The sequence below is a fragment of the Streptomyces sp. NPDC048411 genome (assembly GCF_040704695.1).
Taxonomy (GTDB): Bacteria; Actinomycetota; Actinomycetes; order Streptomycetales; family Streptomycetaceae; genus Streptomyces.
In genome coordinates this window covers 1-14,835 of the sequence record NZ_JBEZKL010000060.1, presented here as the reverse complement: position 1 = coordinate 14,835, position 14,835 = coordinate 1, and the positions used below count along the sequence as shown (strand labels likewise).

13 protein-coding genes and 2 pseudogenes are annotated in these 14,835 nt (G+C 70.5%); 6 read left to right on the top strand and 9 right to left on the bottom strand.

All coding sequences use genetic code 11. The features are described 5' to 3' along the window. Window positions 1-273 precede the first annotated feature (273 nt). The gene (locus AB0915_RS21545; protein WP_366692621.1) at window positions 274-1,083 is read left to right on the top strand and encodes a hypothetical protein; all 810 of its coding nucleotides are present in this window, start codon (window positions 274-276) and stop codon (window positions 1,081-1,083) included. On the opposite strand, the gene AB0915_RS21540 is transcribed toward AB0915_RS21545, so the two are convergent. The 3 genes from AB0915_RS21540 to AB0915_RS21530 form a co-directional block, all read right to left on the bottom strand. Then, window positions 1,064-2,434 carry a HAMP domain-containing sensor histidine kinase gene (locus AB0915_RS21540; RefSeq protein ID WP_366692620.1) on the bottom strand — a complete coding sequence of 457 codons (1,371 nt, stop codon included), beginning with the start codon at window positions 2,432-2,434 and terminating at the stop codon, window positions 1,064-1,066. The genes AB0915_RS21545 and AB0915_RS21540 overlap by 20 nt on opposite strands. Next, entirely contained in the window at window positions 2,431-3,093 is a 663-nt protein-coding gene (locus AB0915_RS21535) for a response regulator transcription factor (RefSeq protein WP_366692644.1), read from the bottom strand. Before AB0915_RS21535 ends, AB0915_RS21540 begins: the two co-directional genes overlap by 4 nt. A 235-nt stretch (window positions 3,094-3,328) precedes the next feature. Continuing rightward, window positions 3,329-4,003, bottom strand: coding sequence for a helix-turn-helix transcriptional regulator (locus AB0915_RS21530; RefSeq protein ID WP_366692619.1), 675 nt, complete (start codon window positions 4,001-4,003; stop codon window positions 3,329-3,331). Between the two features lie 88 nt (window positions 4,004-4,091). On the opposite strand from AB0915_RS21530, the gene AB0915_RS21525 reads away from it, so the two are divergent. Next, a complete protein-coding gene (locus tag AB0915_RS21525) occupies window positions 4,092-5,483 on the top strand; it encodes an MFS transporter (protein ID WP_366692618.1) in 1,392 nt (463 codons plus the stop codon). A 37-nt stretch (window positions 5,484-5,520) separates the two neighbouring features. Here the strand turns inward: AB0915_RS21525 and AB0915_RS21520 are convergent. Next, window positions 5,521-6,227 (bottom strand): annotated as a pseudogene (locus AB0915_RS21520) (SPFH domain-containing protein); the annotation flags it as partial. A gap of 121 nt (window positions 6,228-6,348) precedes the next feature. Here AB0915_RS21520 and AB0915_RS21515 point away from each other — a divergent pair. Next, window positions 6,349-6,669: pseudogene (locus tag AB0915_RS21515) on the top strand (hypothetical protein); the annotation flags it as partial. A 32-nt stretch (window positions 6,670-6,701) separates the two neighbouring features. On the opposite strand, the gene AB0915_RS21510 reads toward AB0915_RS21515, so the two are convergent. The 3 genes from AB0915_RS21510 to AB0915_RS21500 form a co-directional block, all read right to left on the bottom strand. Further along, window positions 6,702-7,427 (bottom strand): hypothetical protein, encoded by a 726-nt coding sequence (locus AB0915_RS21510; protein ID WP_366692617.1) that lies wholly within the window; start codon window positions 7,425-7,427, stop codon window positions 6,702-6,704. Between the two features lie 256 nt (window positions 7,428-7,683). Beyond that, complete coding sequence (locus AB0915_RS21505) at window positions 7,684-8,460, bottom strand: SDR family oxidoreductase (RefSeq protein ID WP_366692616.1); 777 nt, start codon at window positions 8,458-8,460, stop codon at window positions 7,684-7,686. Between the two features lie 205 nt (window positions 8,461-8,665). Then, a complete protein-coding gene (locus tag AB0915_RS21500) occupies window positions 8,666-9,295 on the bottom strand; it encodes a TetR/AcrR family transcriptional regulator (RefSeq protein WP_366692615.1) in 630 nt (209 codons plus the stop codon). A gap of 162 nt (window positions 9,296-9,457) precedes the next feature. On the opposite strand from AB0915_RS21500, the gene AB0915_RS21495 reads away from it, so the two are divergent. Next, window positions 9,458-10,324, top strand: a complete 867-nt coding sequence (locus AB0915_RS21495) for a phosphatase PAP2 family protein (RefSeq protein WP_366692614.1) — start codon at window positions 9,458-9,460, stop codon at window positions 10,322-10,324. Continuing rightward, a complete protein-coding gene (locus AB0915_RS21490; protein WP_366692613.1) occupies window positions 10,321-11,286 on the top strand; it encodes a hypothetical protein in 966 nt (321 codons plus the stop codon). The genes AB0915_RS21495 and AB0915_RS21490 overlap by 4 nt, the downstream gene beginning before the upstream one ends. A 77-nt stretch (window positions 11,287-11,363) precedes the next feature. Here AB0915_RS21490 and AB0915_RS21485 read toward each other — a convergent pair whose 3' ends face one another. Both AB0915_RS21485 and AB0915_RS21480 read right to left on the bottom strand, forming a co-directional pair. Beyond that, complete coding sequence (locus AB0915_RS21485) at window positions 11,364-11,918, bottom strand: PadR family transcriptional regulator (protein ID WP_366692612.1); 555 nt, start codon at window positions 11,916-11,918, stop codon at window positions 11,364-11,366. Between the two features lie 28 nt (window positions 11,919-11,946). Next, entirely contained in the window at window positions 11,947-13,962 is a 2,016-nt protein-coding gene (locus tag AB0915_RS21480) for an NADPH-dependent 2,4-dienoyl-CoA reductase (protein WP_366692611.1), read from the bottom strand. A gap of 208 nt (window positions 13,963-14,170) precedes the next feature. Here AB0915_RS21480 and AB0915_RS21475 point away from each other — a divergent pair, with 208 nt between their 5' ends. Beyond that, a complete protein-coding gene (locus tag AB0915_RS21475; protein WP_366692610.1) occupies window positions 14,171-14,695 on the top strand; it encodes a DoxX family protein in 525 nt (174 codons plus the stop codon). Window positions 14,696-14,835 lie beyond the last annotated feature (140 nt).

Below are 14,835 nucleotides of genomic sequence, written 5' to 3'. Positions count from 1 at the left end.
GTGTGTATCCCCCCAACTGCCGGTCGGTCTCAGCTTGAACGAAGCTCTTGACTGTTGCACGCGGTGCTGGATGTCGGGCATCTCCCGCATATGGGCCACCGACCCCGGCACGGTGCACGACCCACTGTGTCGCGTACGTGAGGCTGCCCTGAACCGCCTGCTGTTCACGGCCCGACCGGCACCATCGGCGCCCCGGGGCGGCCGGGCCGAGGCCGCCGGCCGTGCAGAAGCAGTCAGGATGTGTTCAGCTTCGCCGTGCCAGCCTCACCTTTCATGACGAACGAAACAGCTGCGTTTCCGGCACGCGCCGGGGCTCGGCAGATGCTGAACAAGGTCCCTGAAGTCACGATCTACTTCTGGGTGATCAAGGTGCTGTGCACGACGGTGGGCGAGACCGCCGCCGATCTCCTCAACGAGAACCTCGGTCTGGGGCTGACGAACACGTCGCTGGTCATGACTGTGCTGCTGATCGGCACGCTCTGGTTCCAGTTCCGGGCCAAGAGGTACGTCCCCGGGCTCTACTGGCTCGCCGTGGTGCTGATCAGCGTGGTCGGCACGCTGGTGAGCGACAACCTCACGGACAACTTCGGGGTCGCGCTGGAGACGACGACGGCTGTCTTCGCCGTGGCGCTCGTCGCGGTGTTCGCCGCCTGGTACGCGAGCGAGCGGACGCTCTCCATCCACTCCATTACGACGGTCCGCCGTGAGGCGTTCTACTGGGCCGCGATCCTCTTCACGTTCGCTCTCGGCACCTCGGCGGGCGACCTCACGGCGGAGCGGATGGACCTCGGGTACTGGGTGTCCGCACTGCTGTTCGCCGTGCTCATCGCCGCCGTGGCCGCCGCCCACTACGGGCTCGGCCTCGCCGCCGTCCCGGCGTTCTGGATCGCGTACATCCTCACCCGCCCGCTGGGCGCCTCGTTCGGCGACTACCTCTCCCAGGCGCGCGCCGACGGCGGTCTCGGCCTCGGTACGGTCGGCACCAGCGCGATCTTCCTCGTCCTGATCCTGGCCCTCGTCAGCTATCTGACGGTAACCCGGCGGGACGCGACCCCCGCTCCCGTCAGCCCGTCGGAAGGCTGACCACGAACCGTGCTCCGGCGGCGGCCGGGTCCCACTCGATGTCGCCGCCGGAGGCGCGGGCCAGCCGCCGGGCCAGGGCCAGCCCGAGACCGGCCCCGTCATGACCATCGTCCGGCTCGGCGCGGCGGCCCGGCTCGAAGACGTCCGCCCCGGTCTCCGGGGGCACACCCGGGCCGTCGTCGGTCACGGCGAGCTCGACACCGGCCGGGGTCTGCGCGTACGTCAGGGTGACGGCGGTGGCGGCGTAGCGGCGGGCATTGTCGAGCAGCGGCATGAGCATGCGTTCCACGAGCGCGGGGGAGACCCCTGCGGTGACGTCGGCGCCGCCCCGTACGGACAGCGGCGGGGCGTCGGGGTGCTGCTGCGCGTACTGCTCGGCGACGTGATGGGCCAATGCGGGCAGCCGGCAGCGGCCGGGCGGCTGCTCGGTGCGCGCGCGGGCTTCGGACAGCAGGGTGTCGCAGATGTGCCGCATGCTCGTGGCGGCGGCAGCGATCGCCTCGTGGGAGGCGTGCTGCCCGGCCGCGTCCCGTGGCCGGGCGGTGAGCCAGTCGGTCTCGGCCACGATGCGGGCCAGCGGGGTGCGCAGCTCGTGCGAGAGCTCAGCGGTCCGCAGTTGTTCGTGGCGCAGTACGGCGGCCAGCCGGTCCAGGAGTTCGTCGAGGTTGGTGGCGAGCGAGGCGAGCTCGTCCGGGCGGTGGCCGGTGCCGAAGCGTTCCGCGGCGCCGAGCTCACTCCAGCGGGCCGCCCGGGTGCTCATCTCGGCGACCGGGCGCAGGGCCCGCTCGACGATGGTGCGGGTGAGCAGATACACCCCGGCCAGGAGCAGCAGCCCGAGGATCGCGGAACCGGCGAGGGCGGCGTGGGCGGTGCTGCGGTACGGGTCGAGGGAGACGGCGACGACGACGGTGCCGGTCTGCCGGTTGCCGGCGCGTACCGGCAGGGCGTACAGCCGGGAGGGATTCCTGCCGCCCGTTTCCTGGTATCTGGTGCCTTGGCCGGTGAGCCCGTCCGCCTGCCGCTGGAGTGCGGCGGGCGCGCTCGGCCGTTCGACGGCTGTGCTGCCGCGGTAGATCCACGTGCCGACATCCAGGGCGTGGTCGTCGGCCGGTTCGTGGACGACGATCCCACCGTCCGGGCGCGCCTCGATGGTGGCGGCCACCGCCGCGGCACGGGTCTGCAGCAGGTCGGCGGCCTGGCTGTTCAGCCGTCCGGCGAGGACTATGTTGAACGCGACGGTGAGCGCGGCGACCCAGGCGGTGGCGGAGGCCAGGGCGAGCAGGGCGAGGCGGCCCCGCAGGGTGCGGGGCAGTGCGGCGCGGAGTCGTCCGATGACGCGGAACCGCCTCATATCAGTCGGTACCCGACGCCTCGTACGGTACTGATCTCCTGCGAGCTGTCCGCCTCGCGCAGCTTCCGGCGCAGCCGGGTCAGGTACTGGTCGAGCGTGTTGTCGCTGACCTGAGCCCCGTCGGGCCAGGCCGCGCGCAGCAGTTCCCGCCTGCGTACGGTGGTTCCCGGCGCGGCCATCAGCGCGGCCAGCAGACGGAACTCGGTGGGGGTGAGCGCCACCGGCGTGCCGCGCACCTCCAGGAGGTGGCGTACGGGATCGAGTCGCAGCTCCGCCAGCTCGACCACGGGGTCCGGCCCGGCGCGGCGCAGCGCCGCGCGGATCCGGGCGGCGAGCTCGGTCAGGTGGAAGGGCTTGGCGAGGTAGTCGTCGCCGCCGGCCGAGAAGCCCGAGAGCCGGTCGGTGAGCGTGTCGTGCGCGGTGAGGAAGACCACCGGGGCCTGCAGCCCCGCCGAACGCATGGCCTGGCACACGTCCCGGCCGTCCGAGTCGGGCAGCCCGATGTCGAGGACGACGGCATCCACCCGGTCGTCGAGGGTGCGCAGGGCGCCTGCTCCGCTGGCGGCGGTCACGACGGCGAAGTTCTCCTCGCGCAGTCCGCGGGCGAGCACGTCGCGCAGCCCGTGGTCGTCCTCGACGACCAGGACGCGGCGTTGCAGAAGTTCCGTCACGGCAGTCGAGTCCTTCGTCGGGGGCCCGCAGCCCGGTCGCAGCACTTTCGTCTACAGGACTGTAGACGAAACCGGTCGGCTCATGTTCCGCCGTGATCGTCACCGGCACCGCCGGTCTCCAGACGGTAGCCGTGTGCTCGCACTGTGGTGATCCGCAGTAGGCGCAGGGGCGCCGCCGCGGCGTCGGCGGCCGCGTGAAGCCGACTGCGCAGCGAGGCCATCGTCACATCGAGGTTCTTGGTCGGACCGAACCAGTTCTCGTTCGCACCTCCGAGGCTGTTGACGGTGGGGTTGTGCCGGCCACCGGGGCGGGATCGGCCGTGGACGGACTCGCGCGGACGACTGCTCGGTCGCCTCGTGGCCCGAACAGGTGCAGGATTTCCACGGCGCTCGTGCTCGCCGGACCGAACCAGTGGGGTTCTCCGGTGTCGAACTCGGCCACTTCGCCGGGGCCGAGGGTGAATTCGTGTTCCCCGAGAACGAGGCGTAGCTCACCTGCGAGGACGTAGAGCCACTCGTAGCCGTCGTGGGTGACCAACTTCGGTTCGCGGGGAGCCAGTACCTGCTTGAACACCTGCACCCGGCCCGGGTACTGCGTCAGGGGCACCAGGGTGCTGCCGTGCCCTTTGCGCAAGGGGGTGAGATGCACCCGTGGGTCACCGCTGGCCGGTGCGGCCACCAGTTGGTCGAGCGCGATGCGGTGCGCACGCGCGAGCGGGATGAGCAGTTCCAGAGTCGGGCGCCGTTTGCCTGACTCAAGACGAGACAGCGTGCTCACCGAGAACCCGGTCGCAGCGGCAAGCGCCTCCAGCGTGAGTCGACGGTCCCGGCGCAGCGCGCGCAAGCGGGGCCCGATGCCGTCGAGTATCTGCTCCAGTTCTTCGTCCACGGAGACCATTTTGCAGTCTTCGCAAATCCGCTGGGCGGTGGTCGTCCCCCGGCCCGAGCATGGCCGGGCAGATGCTTCCGTACTTGAGAGGTAGGCCGTGACCGCGACGATTCACGCTGTTCAGCCCGTTCTGAGCGCACGTAGGCGCTGGACGGTGCTGGCCGTCTGCTGCTTGAGCATGTTCCTGGTGGGTCTGGACACCACCATCATCAACGTGGGCCTGCCGGCCATCGGCCGCGGCCTGGATGCCGGGACTCGCCGGCTCGAGTGGACGGTGGACGCCTACACCCTGGTCCTGGCCAGTCTCCTGATCTCCTCCGGTGCGCTGGCGGATCGCCTTGGACGCCGACGGGTGTTCCAATTCGGGTTGGTCGTGTTCGGTGTGGCCTCGCTGGTCTGCGCGATCGCCCCTTCGGTGGGCGTGCTCATCGCGGCCCGTGCTCTCCAGGGAATCGGCGCCTCGATGCTCAGTCCCGTAGCTCTCGCGATTGTGGTGAACGCGATGCCCGATCCGAGGGAGCGAGCGCAGGCGATCGGTGTCTGGGCGTCGGTCTTCGGGCTCAGCATGGCCGCTGGTCCTGTCGCGGGCGGCGCTCTCATCGCTGGTATCGGCTGGCGCTCGGTGTTCTGGGTCAACGCGCCGGTCATCGTAGTCGCCCTGGCGCTGAGCGCGGTGTTCGTGCCGGAGTCCCGGGCGAAGCGGGCGCGGCGGCTCGACATACCAGGTCAGGTCCTGCTGACAGCGGTCATCGGGGTCTCGGTCGGTGTCCTCATCGAGGGGCCGCACATCGGTTGGACATCGCTCGCGGCGCTTTCCGCGTACGTGTTCGCCACCGTGGCGGCGGTCGGATTCGTGTGGGTCGAGTCCCGCCGACGCGAGCCGCTGATGGATCCGGGGCTCTTCCGGAGTCCGGTCTTCAGCGGTGCGGTCCTGGGTGCCGTGGCGGTCTTCGTCGCCTTGAACGTGACGCTGCTGCTCAACACCCTCTACCTGCAGCACACCCGGGGATGGACGCCACTCGCCGCCGGGGTGGCGACCTTGCCCATGGCTGCCGGAGCGACCGTCTGCGCACCCCTGTCCGGTCGGCTGGTCGGTCGTCTTGGAGCGCGGACGCCGCTTGTCCTGGCCGGTGGCTTCATCACGGCAGGCGGACTCTGCCTGGTCAGGCTCGACCTGCACACGAGCGTGCCACTGCTCCTGCTTGCCTACTTGCTCATCGGCATCGGGTTCGGGTTCGCCAACGCCCCGATCACCAACACCGCAGTGAGCGGACTGCCTGCGACCCGTGCCGGCGTGGCCGGAGCGATCACGTCCACCGCACGGCAGTTCGGCTCTGCGGTCGGCATCGCCATCGCCGGCGGACTGGTCGCCGGTACAGGCCCGGCAGGGCTGGCACACGCATCCCGTCCGGGCTGGATCCTGGTCGCCACCTGCGGACTGTTCCTGGTCCTCGTGGCCCATGCATCGCGGCTGCCATCACGCTCGTGACCCGGCGCCTCACCCGGCGAACCACCCGTCTGCCATCCTCGCGCCTGCTGTTGGTACCGCGCTGCTCGACCAACTGCTCCTCGCGGCATGCGAGTTCGATCTGGCTGGCCAGTTCGTTCTCCGCGATGGTCCGCTCGCGCTCGACGGCCACTGCCCGGCGTTCGTACGTCGCCCGGTCGGCCTCCTGCTGGATCTGCTCCCGGGCCGGGGTGCGCAGCGCGCGCTCCACCTCTGCCTCGGGCGGATCGCGACCACGCGCACCGCCACCACATCGATGCCGGTGGCGGGCAGCCGGGGCTCGGCGGCCAGCCCCTCGGTGACCCGTTCCCGTACCGCCGTGACCCCGTCGACCAGCGGGGTGCGGGCCAGCACGTCGAGGGCGTGCTGCTGGGCGGTCTCGGTCAGGAGGGTGGCGATCTGCTCCAACGGCGCACCGCGCCAGGCGCCGGTGTCGGGGTCGACGGAGAAGTCGATCCGGGCGGCCGCCTCGGCGGGGTCGCTGATCCGGTACGTCACGGTGGCCTGCACTGTGACGTCCTGGAAGTCGGACGTGCGTGCGTGGAAAGTCATCGCCAACTCACGGTCGTTGACCGGCACGTCGGAGAGTGTGGCGTGCAACGACCGATACCAGAGGCTCAGTCCTGGTCCATCGTGCGTGAGCCGGCCGCGGTCATGGTGGCGGATGTGGGCGGTGGGTGCGGAGCGCAGATGTCGCCAGCCGAACCTCTTGGTGATGTCGGCCATGTAGGAACCCCCTGATTCTCGTCATGAAGACGATAAGAGGGCTGGTTGATGTCGTCAAGGGGACGAGAACGGTCGGCCGAACGCTCGCCCGCCGGTCGTCGGTGCTGCGCCGCAGTCGTATCGATCTCCTGAAATCCAGGCCGATGCCGACGCTGAAGGCCGGATCGACTGAAGCATGGTCAGCGTGGACTCCACCACCTCCCACGCTCATCAACACGCAGCAGGCGCCCGCTCATGCCCACCAAGAATCGCCGGACGAGGCGGCAAGGACGTCCGCCCGACCGGCTTCGACAGGACGATCTACCGTCGCCCCAACGAAGTCGAGCCAACGATCAACCGGTTCAAGACCTTCCGGGCCGTGGCAACCCGGTACGACCAACGCGCCTGCGTCTTCCATGGCGCGCTCACTGTCGCCGCGATCCGGCTGTGGCTCCGTCCCTGAGTCATAGTGGGTCACCCCCAATACGCCGTGGTTTACCGCATGACCGGGTGGTTGGCAGACGTGTATTCATCCGCGACATTGAAGACGCTGGCACAGCTTGGGCATTCCGCCTTGCCGAAGAGGTGGGCGATTCCGTTGGCGAGCACGTCTTCCCCGTCGCGGACAGCGGTCTCATGCATCCATCGGCCGATGCCGGAGATTTCCTCGGCGGACGCCGGCCGCAGATTGCGTCTGTCCACGTCCCCCAGGTTCCAGTCCCGAATCGCCGAGTAGCGCCCGTAGTTGCCGATCGCGATCGTCACGTCCACGCCACAGTGGGGGCAGGCCACATGGTAGAAGTCGTCCGTGAAGTCCCCCAGGACGGCCGCCCAGTGGTACTGGCCCTCGACCGCGAGCAACGCGCGGAAGGCCGCGAGGTAGTCGGCCGGCCGCGACTGCAGGTGCCGGTCCAGTAGTTCACGGAGCTCCGCGATCGCGTCGGCGCGGTCCGCCAGCAGATCATCGCAGCCGTGGTGCCCTGCCGCGCGCTCCATGATCCGTCCGGCCAGACCACGAGCCTCCGTGCTGTCCGGTGCGAGGCACACCAGGCGCGGCAGGGCGGCGAAGCTGGCGGGGGACACCAAGTCATGATCGAGGACCAGCCGATATCCCAGCTCTTTCCACGCTTCAGTGTCGTCCTCGCGCTCCACCCGCTCCAGGAGTTCGGGGACGCGATCGGTCTCGAAGCGGCAGTCGCGCATCTGCGCCCAGTTCACCACTTGGGCATTGAACCGTCCTGAGGCGGTCAGGGGCGACTCCGCATTCCCGGCTCTGTCCTGGGCGCCACCTCCAAGCGGTCCATCGGACAGGCCCCGGGCCCTTCTTCTGGTGAGCGGTGGCCTGGCAGCAGCCGGGGTCGCGAGGGTGCTGGTCGTCCGGCCCGCCAACCCTGCTCTTGGCAGCAGGCGGGATGCGGATCCGGCAACGCGCAGGACGGAGGAGGGAGCGGCTCGGCCGCCCCCTGAGCCCCTCCCGCTATCGGCCCTTCGCGGCGAGGAACCGGGCCGGCACTTCGCCGCCGCCGTGCACCGCCAGATCGGCGCCGTTGACATACGCCGCGAAGTCGCCGGCCAGGTACAGACAGGCGCGCGCGACATCGTCCGGCACCGCCATCCGTCGCATCGGGATGACATCCGCCACCGCCGCACCCCCGTCCTCGCCGTACACCGACGCCGCGCTCTCGGTGCGGATCAGTCCGGTCGTGATGTGGTTGACGCGCACCTTCGGCGCCCATTCCAGGGCCAGCGCCCGGGTCAGTGCCAGCAGCCCCGCCTTCGCCGCCGAGTAGGCGGCGGTACCCGGCTGCGGGGTGTGTGCGGAGACACTGCCGATGTTGATCACCGAGCCGCCGCCGTCCTGTTGCTGCATGACCCGGTTCGCCGCCTGCGCCACGTAGAACGGCGCCAGCAGATTCAGCGCGACGACCTTTTCGACGAACCGCGGCGACACGGTCGCCGCGTCGGCGTCGGGGGAGCCGCCCGCATTGTTGACGAGCACATCCAGCCGTCCGTACCGCTCCACCGCGGCGTCGACGAGTGTGGCGGACGCCGCCGGGTCACGGACATCGACCGACCGGAAGCGGGCGGTCCGCCCACCGGCCGCAGGCAGCTCCGACGGTTCATGGCGCCCGCAGACCAGCACCTCGGCGCCCGCGGAGAGGAACGCCTCGGCGATCGCGGCGCCGATGCCCTTCGTGCCACCGGTGACGATCGCCGTTCGCCCGGTGAAGTCGATGGGACTGCCGATGTCCATGGTCCGCCTCTGCTGGTGCCGAACTCGTCGTCGGAATGAATCTACCAATCGTTTGTTTGGTGGACCAGTGGTGGGCGCCCGGGGAGCACGGGCGGCCGGTGACCCCCGAGGAAGTCACCGGCCGGCCGGACGGTGCGCCGCCCCCGTCCCCACGGTGCGGCGCAGGCGGGCCCTCGTCATCCGCTGGGACGACGGCCCACGTTCATCAGGACCCGGTGTCGGCCGGGTCCAGTCCCAGTGCGGGGAAGATGGCGCTCTCCACGAAGCGGGTGAGATATGCCTCATCCGCGATCTTCGCCTCCAGCAGGGGCCTGGCCCGCACCACACCCAGCAGCTGCGCCGAGACGAACTCCGCCGCGGGGTTGTCCATGGGGATCTCGCCACGCTCCATGGCCCGCCGGACCATGACGTCGATCGCTGCGATCTCCGGCAGGATCAGCGCCTCGCGCAGCGCGCAGAGCAGCTCCGGGCTCTGCAGTGCGGCATGGCTGAGTGCGTGCAGCAGTGGGGTGTCCCGTCCGGAACCCGCGCTGATGGCCTGGGCCGCCAGACGCAGGTCACCGGCGAGCGAGCCCGTGTCGATGTGCGAGAGCAGCATGCGCTGGGTGCTGTGCAGTGCCGCGACGACCAGCTCCGGCTTGGAGCCCCACTGCCGGTAGAGCGTGGACTTCCCGCACCGGGTGCGGGAGGCGACGCCCTCCATGGTGAGCGATTCGTATCCGCTCTCCCTGAGTATGTCGAGCACAGCCGTGTAGAACTCTTGCGCCCGCTCCGGCGTGATCTTCGAGCGACGCGAGGTGTGGGCCTGTTCCTGCACGGAATCGTGCGACGACATGTGCTTTCCCTCTCTGCGACTCTGCGACGAGGTCTTCCGATACGCCAGTGTACCGAAACGCGCGTGTACCGATACGTCAACGTATCGGTACACTGGCGTCTCGATATGGCATGGACTGGACCATGCCGCTGTCACACCGCTTCGTCAGCAAAGGGGCACCGGGTGATGTACGCCCGTAGCGAGCCCGCAGATCGGGAGCCGGACACTTCTGCCCGACCGCCCCTCGTCCGCGAGCTCCTTCTTGTCGTAGGGCTCTTCGTGGTCTACAAGTTCGGCCGGCAGGCCGCGAACGGTCACGTCGAGGAGGCGTACCGCAACGCCGGACACGTCTGGGACTTCGAACGCGCGGCGCATCTGCCGAGCGAGGGCGCCGTGCAGGGCGCGCTGCTGCACAGCGAGACGCTGGTCCGCCTCGCGAACACCTACTACGCGACCGTGCACTTCCCGGCCACGCTGCTCTTCCTGGGCTGGCTGTACTGGCGCCGCCCGCGCCACTACGTCTGGTCGCGCCGGATCCTCGCCGCGCTCACCGGTGCCGCTCTCGCACTCCACCTGCTGTTCCCGCTCGCCCCGCCGCGGATGCTCGACGCCGCCGGACTCGTCGACACCGGTCAGGTGTACGGGCCGACGGTGTACGGAGACACTCCGGAGACCGACTCGATGGCGAACCAGTTCGCCGCGATGCCCTCGCTGCACTTCGGCTGGGCGCTGATGGTCGCCGTCGGACTGATCGTCGCGACGCGTTCGCGGTGGCGCTGGCTGTGGCTGCTGCACCCGCTCGTCACCCTGCTGGTGATAGTCGGCACCGCCAACCACTACTGGCTCGACTCGATCGTCGTCAGCGCGCTGCTCGCCGTGGCGCTCGCGGTGCTGCGGCTCCAGCGGGCGGAGCCGGTCCGAGGACGTCTGCCGTGGCCTTCCTGCGCAGGGGGCGAGCCCGCGCCCGCCCGTACCGCGCCACCGGTGTCACGCGTTCCCGACCCGGCCGCCTCCCAGGCGTACGCCTCGTCGTCCGGGGGACGGCCATGAACGCCACGCTGATCGCCGTCGCCCTCTCCCTGGTCTCCGCAGCCGCGTACGCCTCGGCGGCGGTGGCTCAGGCCCGGCTCGCCGGACGCACCGATCCGGGCACCGGAGTGCTCCGGATGCTCGGGCGCGGGGCGTGGTGGTCGGCGGTCGGACTCAACGCCGGTGGCGCGCTGCTGCATGTCGCGGCGCTGAAGTACGGGCCCCTCACCCTCGTCCAGCCGCTCGGCGCGCTGACCCTCGTCGCCGCCGTACCGCTGGGTGCGCGCGCCGCCGGGCGCCGGGTGACCAGGACCGAATGGCGCGGCACGATCCTCACCCTGCTCGGCCTGGGCGCCCTGCTGCTGACGGCGGGCGGCTCCGCACCGCACGACACGCTGAGCCTGGCCGAGGCGCTCGCGGTCGGTGCGGCGACCATGGCGGTCGTCGCCGGACTCAGCCGGCCGGGGGCCCGCCCCGGACTGAGGCACGCGGCGGCATCCGGCATCACGTCGGGCGTCGCCTCGGCGCTCACCCAGACACTGACGGTGGCAGTTACGGACCACACGGGCCCGCTGTTCAGCTGGCGCCTGGTGACCGTGGCGCTGCTCGTCTCGGCCTTCGCGATGGGGGGTCTGCTGCTCTCGCAGACTGCCTACCAGGGTGGTCTCGGCGCGCCGCTCGCGGTCGTGACCCTCGCCAATCCCGTTGCCGCCGCGGCGATAGGTCTGGCGCTGCTCGGCGAACGTCTCCAGGGCGGGACGATCGCGCTGGTCCCGGCGCTGCTGGGGTCGGCGGCGGCGGTGCGGGGAGTCGTTCTGCTCAGCCGGGCGCAGGACGGGGCGACGCCGTCGGCGTACCGGGCCAGGATCGAGGCGGAGCCGGCGCCGAGTGTGCCGTCGCGGGTCGTGATCGGCAGCCCCCGGACGACGGACCAGCTGACGCTGCGACCGGAACTCGGCAGGACGCCGGTCGGCGGGCCATAAGGAGACCGGCGCCGGGGCATCCGGTGGCTGTTTCCTCCTCGGTCTCCCCCATGACCCCAAGGACATGGGGGAGATCCCTATCCCGCCGACGGGCCCGGCCCGGTGGCCGGGATCCCGTCCAGAGCGCGGGTCAGCCAGCCGATCCAGAAGTTCTCCAGATCGATGCCGCCGCGCAGTACAAGATGCCGCAACCGGTCCTCCTCCGAGTTCCGCTCCGGCGGGAAGTCCCGCTCCTCGATCGCCAGATACTCGTCCAGCTGCTTTTGGTGCAGCTCCAGGTGGCGGCGTAGTTCCGCGTCCAGACCCGGTGCGCCGACCACCGCCGCCGCGCGCATCCGCAGCAGCAGCGGATCGCGGATCTGCTTCGGGTCCTCCCGGAGCGCCACCCATGCGGACAGTGCCGCACGGCCGGCGGGCAGGACCTCGTACTCCTTCTTCTGCCCACGGGCCGGCTGTGCCGACGGCAGGGCCCGGATCTTCCCGGCCTGCTCCAGCTTTCCCAGCTCGCGATAGATCTGCTGGTGCGTGGACGACCAGAAGTAGCCGATCGACCGGTCGAACCTGCGGGTCAGCTCCAGCCCCGACGACGGCTTTTCGAGCAGGGCGGTGAGGATCGCGTGCGGGAGTGACATGGAGAGCATCCTAGGGACGGCCCGGGCGTCACAGGGCCGCCGCGAGCTCCGTTCCCTGCCGGATGGCACGCTTGGCATCCAGTTCGGCGGCCACGTCGGCGCCGCCGATCAGGTGCGGCGTACGGCCCGCGGCGATCAGTTCCTCGTACAGTTCGCGCTGCGGCTCCTGACCGGCGCAGAGCACCACCGTGTCCACCGGCAGGAGGTGCTGCTCGCCGTCGACCGTCAGGTGCAGACCGTCGTCGTCGATGCGGTCGTACGTGGCGCCCGCGATCATCGTGACGCCTCGGTGCCGCAGTTCCGTACGGTGGATCCAGCCGGTCGTTTTGCCCAGCCCCGCGCCCACCTTGCTCGTCCTGCGCTGCAGGAGATGCACGGTGCGCGGCGGCTTCGGGCGCTCGGGCAGGCGCAGGCCGCCACGCTCCTGGTACGCGGTGTCGACCCCCCAGTGCCGGAAGAACACCTCCGGGTCGAGGCTCGCCGCATCGCCGCCGTCCGTCAGGAATTCCGCGACGTCGAAGCCGATCCCGCCCGCACCGATGATCGCGACCCGCTGTCCGACAGGCGCCCCGTCGCGCAGGACGTCGAGGTAACCGACCACGCTGGGGTGGTCCAGGCCCGGGATCGCGGGGGAGCGGGGTGTGACGCCGGTGGCGAGGACGATCTCGTCGAAGCCGTCGAGCGTGTCCGGCGTCGCCTTCGTCCCGAGCCGGAGCTCGACCTGCTGCTCCGCGAGCCGGGTGCGGAAGTAGCGCAGCGTCTCGCCGAACTCCTCCTTGCCGGGGATCCGGCGCGCCACATTCAGCTGGCCGCCGATCTCGTCGGCCGCGTCGAACAGCGTCACCTCGTGCCCGCGCTCGGACGCCGATACGGCGCACGCGAGTCCGGCAGGACCCGCGCCGACGACCGCGACGCGCTTACGGGTCCGGGTCGGCGACAACGTGAGTTCGGTCTCGTGGCAGGCGCGCGGATTGACCAGGCAGGAGGTGATCTTTCCGCTGAACGTGTGGTCGAGGCACGCCTGGTTGCAGCCGATGCAGGTGTTGATCGCGTCGGCACGCCCCGCGCTCGCCTTGGCGACGAAGTCCGGGTCGGCGAGGAACGGCCGGGCCATGGACACCATGTCGGCCCGCCCCGAGGCGAGGATCTCCTCGGCGACCTCGGGGGTGTTGATCCGGTTGCTGGTCACCAGCGGTACGGAGACGGCCCCGCGCACCTTCTCGGTGACCCAGGTGTAGGCACCGCGCGGCACGGATGTCGCGATGGTGGGGATGCGGGCCTCGTGCCAGCCGATTCCGGTGTTGATGATCGTGGCCCCGGCCGCCTCGATCTCCCGGGCGAGCTGCACGACCTCCTCCAGCGAGGAGCCGCCGGGCACCAGGTCCAGCATCGAGAGCCGGTAGATCAGGATGAAGTCGCTGCCGACCCGCTCGCGGACCCGGCGCACGATCTCCACGGGGAACCGGATGCGGTTCTCGTACGAGCCGCCCCAGCGGTCGGTGCGGTGGTTGGTCCCGGCTGCGATGAACTCATTGATCAGATAGCCCTCGGAGCCCATGATCTCGACACCGTCGTAGCCTGCCTGCCGTGCCAGCTCGGCGGTCCGCACGAAGTCCTCGATGGTCTCCTCGGCCTCGCCGTCCGTCAGGGCGTGCGGGGTGAAGGGGCTGATCGGGGCCTGGATCGCGCTCGGCGCCACCAGATCCGGATGGTGCGCGTACCGGCCGAAGTGGAGGATCTGCATCGCGATCCGGCCGCCCGCCGCATGCACGGCGGCGGTGACCTGGGCGTGCTGCTCGGCCTCCGCCTCGGTGGTCAGCTTGGCGCCGCCGGGATAGGGACGGGCTCGGTCGTTCGGCGCGATGCCCCCGGTGACCATGAGCCCGACTCCGCCGCGGGCGCGGGAGGCGTAGAACGCCGCCATCCGCTCGAAGCCGCGCTCGGCCTCTTCCAGGCCGACATGCATCGACCCCATCAGCACCCGGTTGGGAAGGGTGGTGAACCCGAGGTCGAGCGGGCTCAGCAGATTCGGGTACGGGGTCATCCGGCGGCTCCTCGCGCAGTGTCGTTGCGCCAGTTGTAGACCACCGGAACGCGATTATGCAACAAGTTGCACAATGGCGTTCGTCGCACCGGGCCGACCATCCGGCACCGTCCCCCGGACGGAGTAGTACCGGGGTACGTCCACCCGCCGAGGCGCGGAGAGTGGATCCGTAACCCGGATCACCCCCACTACCCGGCGGAGCCCTCCCATGACCTGCGTCAACCGGCGTGACCTCGGCCTTCTTGTCCTGCGCGTCGGCACCGGCGCGGTCCTGGCCGCGCACGGCACCCAGAAGCTGTTCGGCTGGTTCGGCGGCCAGGGCATCGAAGGAACCACCGCGAGCATGGAGGCCATGGGCTTCCACCCGCCCAAGCACAGCGCCGTGGCCGCCGGACTCGGCGAGGCGGGCGGCGGTGCCCTGCTGGCCCTCGGCCTCGCCACCCCCGCCGCCGGTGCGGCGGCGGCGGGCGCCATGGCGGGCGCCGTCGCCGTGCACGCGCCCGCGGGCTTCTTCGCGCAGGGCGGCGGATACGAGTACCCGGCGTTCCTCGGTTTCACTGCCGCAGCGATCGGACTGACCGGCCCCGGCCGTTACTCCCTCGACCATGCCACCTGGTATGTGTTCAACCAGCCGTGGATGGTACCGCTCGCCTTCGCGGGCAGCGCCGCCGCGGCCGCCGCGGTGGTCGGGAAGCGGGCCAGGGGGCAAAGAAAGGGCGCCGACGGGACCTGACGGCCTCCCCCACGATGGGGAGTGGGCTCCCGACGCCCTGCGACTGCTCCCCCAAGCTCTCGGCTTCGCTCGAGCAGGGAGGGGCCCCCTTCGGCGTTGTCGTCGGTCACCGACTCCCCCACAGCCTTAAGGGCGTGGGA